We start from the raw sequence: 11400 nt of genomic DNA, 5'->3' as shown, positions 1-11400 counted from the left end.
GATTGGTCGGCGAATTCGGTGCGGTTGCTCACCGAAGCCGAGCCGTGGCCCGCGGGTGAGCGGGTGCGTCGGGCGGGCGTGTCGTCGTTCGGGGTGAGCGGCACCAATGCGCATGTCGTTCTCGAAGAGGCGCCCGCCGACCCGGCCACCGAGGCATCCGAAGGCGAGTCCGTACACCCCGACGCCGAGGAGATGCCGTCGACACGGCCGGATGTCGCATCGGATGTCGTCCCGTGGATCGTGTCGGCGAAATTCGAGCCGGGTTTGCGGGCCCAGGCGCATCGACTGCGGCAATGGTTGATCGGGAATCCGGACGCGCAGGTGTGGGATGTCGCCCACGCCCTCACGACGTCCCGGGCTCGGATGGACTGGCGCGGCGCGGTCGTGGGGCGCGATAGGGAGGAGTTGCTGGCGGGCCTGGCGGTCCTCGCCGAGGACGAGTCGGCACCGGGCGTCGTTCGTGGTTCCGCTGGATCGGGGCGCACGGCGTTCCTGTTCACCGGTCAGGGCGCGCAGCGGCCCGGCATGGGCAAGCAGCTGTACGCGGCGTTCCCGGTGTTCGCGGCGGCGCTGGACGAGGTTTGCGCCGCGTTCGACCCCCTGCTCGGGCGGTCGCTGAAAGATCTGATGTTCGCCGACGACACGGCCGACGCGGTGGCGCTTCTCGCACGCACGGAGTTCACCCAACCTGCGCTGTTCGCGTTCGAGGTGGCGGCGTACCGGCTCGTCGCCTCTTTCGGTCCGACACCGGATGTGCTGCTCGGCCACTCCATCGGCGAGCTGGTGGCGGCGTATGTCGCCGGGGTCTGGTCCCTGCCGGATGCGTGCGCGCTGGTGGCGGCGCGCGGGCGGTTGATGGGCGCACTGCCGGACGGCGGCGCGATGCTGGCGGCAGCCGTCGTCGAGGACGAGGCAGCCGAATTGGTCGCCGGATACGGAGACCGGCTGTCGGTGGCCGCGGTGAACGGTCCCTCGTCGGTGGTGCTTTCCGGCGACGCCGACGCCATCGACGAGATCGAGCGGGTGCTCGCCGACCGGGGTCGCAAGACGAACCGGCTGCGGGTCAGCCATGCCTTCCATTCCGCGCGGATGGATCCGATGCTGGCCGAATTCCATTCCGTGGCAGCAGGTTTGAGCTATCACATGCCGACCGCCCCGATCGTGTCGAATGTGACCGGCGAACTGGTCGAGCGTGAGCTGACCGATCCGTCGTATTGGGTGCGTCAGGTCCGGGCGGCGGTGCGGTTCGCGCCCGGGGTACGGGCGCTGACCGCGTCCGGTGTCCGGCGGTTCCTGGAAGTGGGACCGGACGCGGTGCTCGCCGCGATGACACGCCAATGTCTGGCCGAGGAACCCAATGTCGAAACCCGGTCCGCGGTGGCCGCTGTCGCTCGGCGCGACGCGGACGAGGCGGCGCGGTTCACCGAGTTCCTGGCGGCGGCGGATATCGCGGGGCTTGGAGTGCAGTGGGAACGCTGGTTCGTGGGCCGATCGACGCGCCGAGTTGCGTTGCCGACCTACGCGTTCCAACGTGAGCGTTACTGGTTGCCGCCCACAGACGGCCTCGGTGATGTGGGCCGGGCCGGTTTGATGTCGATCGATCATCCCATGCTCGGTGCCGCGGTCGCCATCGCCGGCAAGGACGAGTGGCTGTTCACGGGACGGCTATCGACCGCGTCGCAGACGTGGATCGCCGATCACACGGTCTTCGGCACGGTCTTGCTGCCCGGAACCGGTTTCGTAGAGCTGGCGTTGGCGGTCGGCGCACGAGTGGGCCTGGAGACCATTGACGAGCTGGTTCTGGAAGCGCCGTTGTTGCTGAACGACCGGACCGAGGTCGACGTTCAGATCAGCGTCGAAGCACCCGATGAGGACGGGCGGCGGCGGTTCGTCGTCGCGTCCCGTCCGGTCGACGACGCCGGCGCGAGCGGAACCACCCATGCACGCGGCATCCTCGGCCCCGGCGCGACAATCGACGCTCCCGCATTCGACAGCGACCCGGCGGTGCAGGATGTGACCTCCGGCGACACGCTGTACAACGGGTTGGCCGCGCGCGGACTCGATTACGGACCAGCATTCCACGGCGTGAGCAGCGTGTGGCGAGACGGCACCGACGTGCTCGCCGACGTGCGGTTGCCCGCGGAGATCGGCACGGACGCCGCCGGGTTCGGGATACATCCGGCGCTGTTGGACGCCTCGCTGCACGCCGCCGTCGAGGAGCTGGCCGCCGACCTGCCGCCGGACCAGGTGCCATTGCCGTTTTCGTTCAACGGTGTTCGTTTGTACCGCCGCGGAGCGGTGGCCGTGCGGGTGCGGCTGCGGCGAAGCGGAGCCGACACCATGCTGCTCGAGCTGGGCGACGAGGACGGCGCTGTCGTGCTGATCGTCGAGGCGCTGCGGGCACGTCCGATGAGCAGTAGCGCCTTGGCCGAGGCCCGGTCGTCCGGTCGGCACGCGCTCTACGACATCCAATGGGGCGCTGTCGAATCCAGTTCGCAGGCCGATACCGAAATCCGGCGGATCGCTGTTCTCGGCTCGACCCCCGGGTTCGAGGTGAGCTACCCGGACATGGCTGCGCTGGGCGCAGCCGCCGGGGACGACCGTCCCGACGTGGTGGTGTGGTTTGCGGACGAATCCGACCCGGTATCTGTCGAGCCACAGTCGGCGGAAGCCGTGCGTCGACGTGTGCACACGGTGCTGGCGGAGGTGCGCTCGTGGCTGCGGCTTCCCGTGGCGGCCGACGCACGACTGGCCGTGGTGACGCGCAACGGTGCCGGTCTACCCGGCGAGAATCCTGACCTTGCCGCAGCGGCCACGTGGGGCCTGCTGCGGAGTGCGCAATCGGAGAACCCTGGTCGGATCATCCTGCTGGACGTCGACAGCGAGGTGCGCCCCGAGCTGATCGCGGCGGCCGTCGAGGTCGACGAGGCGCAGTTGGCGGTGCGCGACGGTGTGTTGCTGGCGCCGCGCCTCATCCGTCGCGACGCGTCCGCGAACGGGTCGAGGGTCACGTTCGGCCTGGGTTCGGTCCTGATCACCGGAGGGACGAGTGGGCTGGGCGCGCAGGTGGCGCGGCATCTGGCGGCGACACATGGCGTGCGCGATCTGGTGCTGGTGTCACGGCGGGGCGAGCGCGCCGATGGTGTCACCGATCTCGTCGCCGAGCTGGCCGAGCTCGGAGCCCGCGCGCGGGTGCTGGCGTGCGATGTGAGCGACCGTACGGCCGTGCGGACGATGCTCGACGCCCTCTCCGAGGGTCCCGCGCTGACCGGCGTCGTGCACGCGGCGGGCGTGCTGGCCGATGGCACGGTCGATTCGCTCACACCCGATCAGGTCGACCGGGTGCTCGCGCCGAAGGTCGACGCGGTGCTGAACCTGCACGACCTCACCACGGATTGTGAGCTGTCCGCGTTCGTCCTGTTCTCCTCGGTCGCGGGGATTCTCGGGTCGGCGGGTCAGGGCAACTACGCGGCGGCGAACTCGGTTCTCGACGCGGTGGCGCGGCGACGTGTCACTGCGGGCCTGCCTGCGGTCTCGGTGGCTTGGGGTCCGTGGAGCCAGGACAGCGGAATGACGGGCGAACTGGGCGCGGCCGGAGTGGAGCGGCTCGCGCGCATGGGCTTGCGCCCGCTGGCCGAGGCCGACGGGCTCGCGTTGTTCGACCTCGCGGGCGTCGCGGACACGCCGTTCGTCGCCGCGGTCGACTTCGACAGGGTGGCCCTGTCCGTTGCCGCGCGCGGCGGCCTGCTGCCCGGACTGCTCCGGTCGTTGGCGCCGTCCGCACGCCGGGCCGACCACGCTGGGGGGGACCTGGCGCGGCAGCTGGCGGCGGCGCAGCCTGACAAACACGACGCGATCGTCCTGGACTTCGTCCGGGCTCAGGCCGCCGCGGTGCTCGGTCATGCCTCGAAGGAGCAGATCGACGTCGAGAAGCCGTTCACGGAAATGGGTTTCGATTCGCTGGGCGCGGTGGAATTCCGCAACCGACTCGCCAAGACCACCGGTCTACGGTTGCCGTCGACGCTGGCCTTCGACTACCCGACGGCGGCGGCGACGGCGCGGTACGTGCGCTCGCGGATCGACGGCGCGAAGGCCGGCACGGTCCGTACGCGCCGTCGGGTGCAGGCCGACGAGCCGATCGCGATCGTCGGCATGGCCTGCCGATATCCCGGCGGTGTAGAGTCCGCGGATGCGTTGTGGGAGCTGGTGCGGTCGGGGACCGACGCGATCACCGAGTTCCCATCCGATCGCGGCTGGGACCTGGATCGTCTGATCGATCCCGACCCCGACCATCCCGGAACCTCCTATGCCAGGGAGGGCGGATTCCTGCTGAACGCGGCCGATTTCGACGCGGGCTTCTTCGGCATCGGCCCGCGTGAGGCGATCGCGATGGACCCGCAGCAGCGGTTGCTGTTGGAAGTATCGTGGGAGGCGCTCGAACACGCGGGTATCGATCCGACGTCGTTGCGCGGCAGCGACACCGGCGTCTACACCGGGCTGATGTACCGGGACTACGAGGTGACTGCGCGACAGGCCGGGTCCGACGTCGAAGGGTACGTCGCCATCGGCTCGGCAGGCAGCGTGGTGTCCGGCCGGGTGGCGTACGCATTCGGGCTGGAAGGGCCCGCAGTGACCGTTGACACGGCGTGTTCGTCGTCGTTGGTGGCGTTGCATGTGGCCTGCCAGGCGCTGCGTCAGGGCGAGAGCTCGCTGGCGCTGGTGGGCGGCGCGACGGTGATGGCGACGCCGCTGACGTTCGTAGAGTTCTCCCGACAGCGCGGTTTGGCTCCCGACGGCCGGTGCAAGCCGTTCTCCGCGGCCGCCGACGGCGTGGCCTGGTCGGAGGGTGCGGGCGTACTGGTGGTGGAGCGGCTGTCGGACGCGCGACGGCTGGGCCACAACGTCCTGGCGGTGGTGCGCGGCAGCGCGATCAACCAGGACGGCGCGAGCAACGGCCTGACGGCGCCGAACGGCCCGTCACAGGAGCGAGTGATCGCGGCGGCGCTGGCGAATGCCGGACTCGAGCCGTCGGACATCGATGCGGTGGAGGCGCACGGTACCGGAACGACTTTGGGCGATCCGATCGAGGCGCAGGCGCTGCTCGCCGCGTACGGGCAGGATCGCGCGCAGCGGCCGCTGAAGGTCAGCGCACTCAAGTCGAACATCGGTCACACGCAGGCGGCTTCGGGCGTGGGCGGGGTGATCAAGATGGTGCAGGCGCTGCGGCACGAGACGTTGCCGAGGACGCTGCACGTGGACGCATTGTCGCCGCACGTGGACTGGTCTGCCGGATCGGTACAGGTGCTGACCGACGCGGAGCCGTGGCCCGCGGGTGACCGGGTGCGGCGCGCGGGAGTGTCGTCGTTCGGGATCAGCGGCACGAACGCGCATGTAATCCTCGAGGAAGCGCCGACGACACCGTCTTTCCATGCCGGATCGGAGCATGGTAGCGACCATGCGTCGGCCGGGCGCGACATCGATGTCTCCGTAATGCCCCTGGTGGTATCGGCGAAGTCGGAGGAGGGACTGCGGGCACAGGCGGACCGCCTCTGGAAATGGCTGGCCGACCGTCCGGAGGTCGATCCGTGGGCAGTGGCGCGGTCGTTGCTGGACTCGCGGGCAATGCTTGATCGGCAGGGCGTCGCTCTCGGGCGTGATCGAGAGGAGCTGCTTGCCGCCTTGGCCGCACTGGCGTCGGGTTCGGCGCTGCCAGGTGTGGTCGAGGGCATGGCGAGTTCGGGAAAGACGGCCTTTCTGTTCACCGGTCAAGGTGCGCAACGAGCGGGGATGGGTGCGGGGTTGTACCGCGCGTTCCCGGTGTTCGCGGCGGCGTTGGACGAGGTGTGTGCGGAATTCGACGGCCGGCTCGGTGGTTCGTTGAAAAGTGTGATGTTCGACGATTCCGTGTTCCCCGATTCCAGGGAGGTGCTGGATCGGACGGAGTGGACGCAGCCGGCGTTGTTCGCGTTCGAGGTGGCGATGTTCCGGTTGATGGCATCGTTCGGGCTCACACCGGATGTGGTCGCGGGGCACTCGATTGGAGAGTTGGCGGCGGCGTTCGTGGCCGGGGTGTGGTCACTTGCGGACGCATGCGCGTTGGTTGCGGCGCGGGGCCGGTTGATGGGGGCGCTGCCGGAGGGCGGGGCAATGCTCGCAGTCGCCGTATCGGAGGCCGAGGCCAGGGACGTCATCGCCGAGTACGGCGATCGGGTGTCGCTGGCGGCGGTGAACGGGCCGGAGTCGGTGGTGTTCTCGGGGAACGAGGATGCCGTGCGACAGATCCAGCGACGGCTTTCCGGTGCGGGTCGCAAGAGCACGTGGCTGCGGGTTTCGCACGCGTTCCATTCGGCGTTGATGGAGCCCATGCTGGACGAGTTCCGGACGGTGGCGGCGGGGCTGACGTATCGGGAGCCGTCGCTGCCGATCGTGTCGAATGTCACAGGTGCGCAGGCAGGCGACGCGGTGCGCGATCCGGAGTACTGGGTGGCGCAGGTGCGCGGTTGCGTGCGGTTTGCTCCCGGCATAGACACGTTGGTCGACTCCGGCGTGCGGAAGTTCGTTGAGGTCGGTCCGGACGCCGTGCTCGCCGCGATGACCGTCGAGTGCTTGACGGAGCGTCCACAGTCTGAAACGAAGTCGATGGTGGTGGTGTCGTCGTCCAGGCGGTCGATCGACGAAGCGGTCGGGTTCGTGACCTTTCTCGCGCAGGCACATGCGGTGGGCATGCCGGCGGACTTGCGGCGCTTGCTCGCCGGGCGCGGCGCACAACGGGTGCCGTTGCCGACCTACGCCTTCCAGCATCGGCGCTACTGGCTGCAGCCGACATCGGAGGTCGTCGCCGGGAGCTTCGGGCATCCGCTGCTGACGAACGCCATGCCGCTGGCAGGTAAGGACGAGTGGCTGTTCACCGGGCGGCTCTCGGTGCGGACCCAGCCCTGGATCGCCGACCATGCGGTATTCGGCGCGGTTCTGTTGCCTGGGACGGCTTTCGCGGAATTGGCGCTGGCCGCGGGCTTGCGACTCGATGTCGAGGTCGTCGAGGAACTGCTTCTGGAAGCACCGCTCGTTTTCGTCGGCACCGCCGAGGTGGACCTACAGCTGAGCATCGGGGCGGCGGACGGCGAGGGCCGGCGCACGTTCGCCATCCATTCGCGTCCCGCCGACACCGACGGGCAGCCGTGGGTGTTGCACGCGGGCGGTGTGCTGAGCGCCGCCGACGACAACGCTCCCGCCTGGGAGGACAGGGCATGGCCACCCACCGGCGCCGAGCCGTCGGACGACAACGCCCTCTACGAGCGGCTGGCGCAGTTGGGTTTCGAGTACGGGCCCGCGTTCCAGGGCGTGACCGCGACGTGGCGGCGTGGCGAGCAGATGTTCGCCGAAGTCTCCCTCGACAGCTCCGTGAGTGGTTCGGCTTCCGCGTTCGGTATCCATCCCGCCCTGCTGGACGCCTGTCTGCATGTGGCGATCGATGACCTGACCCGCGATCTGCCTGACAACCAGGTGCCGCTGCCCTTCTCGTTCACCGGGATGAGACTGTGGCGCCCCGGAGTCGGTGCGGTGCGCGCGAGACTGGTCCGCGCCGACAGCGGGGATGTCGGAATCGTCTGCGTCGATGACGCCGGTTCGGTCGTGCTCACCGTCGATGCGGTCGTCGCACGCCCTGTCGACGCCCGAGCACTGAAGGTGGCGAGCGGGTCTCGCGGCCCGTCGCCGCTCAGCCTGCAGTGGATCGACTCGGCACTGCCGACCCCCGCGTCCACCGAAGCGCTGGCGACGTTGGGTTCGGCGCGGGTGGCCGGAATCGACCGCCACTACGCCGACGTGGCCGAAATTGTTGCGGCCGAATCGATTCCGGACGTGATCGTCTGCTCGGTCGCCGAAGATTTCGGCGACGCTCCATCCGGCGAGCGCGCCGGAGCGATTCGACGCTCGATCCACACGGCCTGGGATGTGCTGCGGTCCTGGCTGTCGAACGAGCGGCTGGCCGACACCCGCCTGGTGGTGGCGACCCGTCGTGCGACGGGCCTGCCGGGCGAGTCCGTGGACCTGTCCGCAGCCGCGGTGGCGGGGCTCGTCCGCAGCGCCCAATCCGAACACCCCGGCCGCATTGTGCTGCTGGACTACGACGGCGACTTGGGCGCCGACGTCGTGCGGAGCGTGATCGCGTCGGATAAGCCGCAGGTGGCAGTACGCGACTCGCGAATGTCTGTGCCGCGTCTGGCCCCTGGCGAGGCTCCCGTCGAGGAACCCAGGCCATCCGACTCGGGCGCGTTCGGGAACGGTACGGTGTTGATCACCGGCGGCACCAGTGGACTGGGCGCGGTGATGGCTCGGCACCTGGTCGCCGCGCACGGCGTCGAACACCTGCTGCTGGTGTCACGCCGCGGCGACGCGGCGGCGGGAGTAGCGGAGCTGGTCGCCGAGCTGGCCGACCTGGGAGCCGAGACGCGCATCGCCGCATGCGACGTCGGTGATCGAGCGGGCATGGCGGCCGTGCTCGATTCAATCGGGACCGAGCACCCGTTGACTGCGGTGATCCACTCCGCGGGCTTGGTCGACGACGCCACGATCGAAAAGCTGACCGTGGAACAGATCGATCGCGTGCTTGCGCCCAAGGTCGACGGCGCGCTGAACCTGGACGAGCTCACCCGATCCCACGATCTGGCGGCATTCGTGGTGTTCTCCTCCGTCGCAGCGATGCTCGGCGCGCCGGGACAGAGCAACTACGCGGCGGCGAACTCATTCCTCGACGGGCTCGCGCACGCCCGTCGCGCTCGAGGTCTACCCGCACTGTCGGTGGCTTGGGGACCCTGGAATCAGGACGCCGGCATGACGGGCGAAATGGACCGCGCCGCCGTGGCGCGGCTGGAGCGACTGGGTATCAAGGTGCTCGGCGACGACGACGGGATCGCGCTGTTCGATGCCGCGGTCGCCGCGGACGCGGTCGTGGCCGCCTGTGTCGAGTTCGACAAGCCGACCCTGGCGGCGCAGGCCCGAGCCGGGCTGCTGTCCGATGTGCTCAGTGGCCTGGTGCCCGCACCGGCGCGGCGAGCGGCGAGCGGCGTCGCAGCCGGCGGTCAGCTTGCACAGCGGCTCGCCGGTGCGCCGGAGGATCAACGGGATGAGCTGGTGCTCGGATTCGTGCGGGAACACGCCGCGGCGGTTCTGGGGCACCCATCGCCCGCTGCCATCGAGCCCGAGACCCCGTTCAACGAACTGGGATTCGATTCGCTCGGCGGCGTCGAGCTGCGGAATCGGCTCGCCGAGGCGACGGGCATGAAACTGCCGTCGACGTTGGTGTTCGATTACCCGACCGCCACCGCCGTGGCGAAACTGTTGCGCTCGCGGTGGGATGCCACGTCGACCACATCGGCGGTCGATGACCAGATCGCCTCGCTCCGATCGTTGTTCGCGACGATGCCGTCCGCCGGGGACAAGACGCGCCTGGCCGAGCGGATCCGCTCGATGCTGGTCGAAGCTCTGGAGGAACGTGAATCCGAGGCCCACAGCGACCGGGTAGCCGTCGAGGCGGCGAGCGCTGACGAGCTCTTCGCTCTTATCGACCAGCAGATAACCACACGGTAAGGAACGTCATGACGCGGAACGACTTGGCGGCGATCGAAACGTCCAACGGATCACGAACACTGCATCTGCAATGGGACGATCCTGGACAGGCCGTCATGAACCTGACGCAGCTGTCCCGCGATGAGCTGTTGGCGCGCCTGATGTCCGGGGACCTCCCCCAGCCGCCCGCCGCCAGGCTGCTCAACATCGCGGTGGTCGATGCCGAGCCCGGGCGGATGGTCTTGAGTCTTACGCCGGACGAGCGACACGTGAACTTCCTCGGTGTGGTCGCGGGTGGCATCGTCGGCACCGTCCTCGACATCGCGATGTGGGGGGCCGTTCATCTGTCGATAGAGGACAAGTCCATGGTCACGACCGTGAACATGAACACGAACTTCCTGCGCAGGGTCTCACACGACCAGGGGACGCTGCACGCGATCGCTCGGGCCGTGCACGTCGGCCGGACGACGGCAGCTGCCGAAGCGCGTCTCGTCGACGCCGCCGACAAGACCTATGCCACGGCGACCGCCAGCTTCGTTCGTTTGGGAGGTGGAAACGCCTGAGGCGTGTGCGGACGTCAACCGCATTATTTCCCCTGCTATCCCGGGCGTGTGCCCGGGATAGCGGGGGGAAGAAAGAACCAAACTGCGGAGCTCGCATACTCCACCGCGCGGATACACCACTGATACCACCGGAACCCTCGAGGGCTTGACTCGACTCAACCCGCTACATCGGCCTGTTTTCGAGTGATGTTGTGGTACAGGCGATTTCGTGGTGATCGAGGTGGGTTTGCCGGCGACGCAGCCGACGACGACGCATCGATCACCCCGCCGCAACCACTCGTACAACACGAGGTTGCCCTGCATCGCCGGAGCCGGCATCAGACAGGCCGTCGCGGGAACCGGATGCAATGCCGTCCTGTCCCTCGACTACCGCGGCGCGATCGCCATTCGCAGATCACGCTTTTCCATCCGAAAAACCTGCTCGCCAACCTTTTCCACGCCACAGTTCGGAACATCTCGCACGTGACCCGCCAGACCGGACCCCTGCTCGACATCGCGGGTCAGATCCCGAGCCGACCGGAATCACCTTCACCACCCCAGTCGAAATCACCTGATACTCCGCCGCCAACGCTGCGTGATATTGATCTGTAAGCCGCGACTGGACGGCATTGTCTGAGAGGTCGGAAAATTCAGATCGCGGCCGCCAGGCGGGTGCCCTGTTCGATGGCGCGTTTGGCGTCCAGTTCGCCGGCCTCATCGGCGCCGCCGATGAGATGCACGCGCGCGCCCAGGGTTTCGAGCTGGTCTTTCAAGTCTCGGACGGATTCCTGGCCAGCGCATACGATCACGTTGTCGACGTCGATAACGCGCCGGCCTTCCCGGTCCTCGCCGAAGCTGATGTGCAGACCGCGATCGTCGATCCGCTCGTAGTTGACCCTGCCGATCTGCGTGACTCCCTTGGCTTCCAGAGCCGCGCGGTGGATCCAACCGGTCGACTTGCCCAGGGTCGTTCCGAATGGGCCCGACTTCCGTTGCAGTAACGTCACTTCCCTGATGGCAGGGGAGGACTTCGGCGTCGTCAATTGCCCGGGGGCATGATTGTCGTCGGTGACACCCCACTCGTCCTGCCACTCCTCTAGTTTCAGCGCAGTATGGCCGGCAACAGTGAGGAATTCGCTGACGTCGTAACCGATCCCGCCCGCGCCGATGACCGCGACGCGCTTGCCGACGGGCCTTTCCTCCCGGATCAGTTCCGGATAGGACAGCACCATCGGATGGTCGATGCCCGGGATGTCGGGAATGCGGGGGCGCACGCCGGTGGCCAGGACGA

The 11400-nt window shown here is 68.5% G+C and carries 3 protein-coding genes; 2 read left to right on the top strand and 1 reads right to left on the bottom strand.

What is annotated here, in order from left to right; translation table 11 throughout:
* The first annotated feature begins 18 nt into the window (after nt 1-18).
* Both AB4Z47_RS30005 and AB4Z47_RS30000 read left to right on the top strand, forming a co-directional pair.
* Nucleotides 19-9588, top strand: coding sequence for an SDR family NAD(P)-dependent oxidoreductase (locus AB4Z47_RS30005; RefSeq protein ID WP_441955972.1), 9570 nt, complete (start codon nt 19-21; stop codon nt 9586-9588).
* Nucleotides 9589-9596: 8 nt separating this feature from the next.
* Nucleotides 9597-10130, top strand: coding sequence for a PaaI family thioesterase (locus tag AB4Z47_RS30000; protein WP_441955970.1), 534 nt, complete (start codon nt 9597-9599; stop codon nt 10128-10130).
* 629 nt (nt 10131-10759) lie between these two features.
* On the opposite strand, the gene AB4Z47_RS29995 is transcribed toward AB4Z47_RS30000, so the two are convergent.
* Nucleotides 10760-11400, bottom strand: a 641-nt coding sequence (locus AB4Z47_RS29995; protein WP_441955968.1) for an FAD-dependent oxidoreductase, incomplete at its 5' end; no start/stop codon positions are given.

This window comes from Nocardia sp. 2TAF39 (genome assembly GCF_052114905.1).
GTDB lineage: Bacteria > Actinomycetota > Actinomycetes > Mycobacteriales > Mycobacteriaceae > Nocardia.
This window is presented reverse-complemented; position numbering and strand designations above follow the sequence as displayed.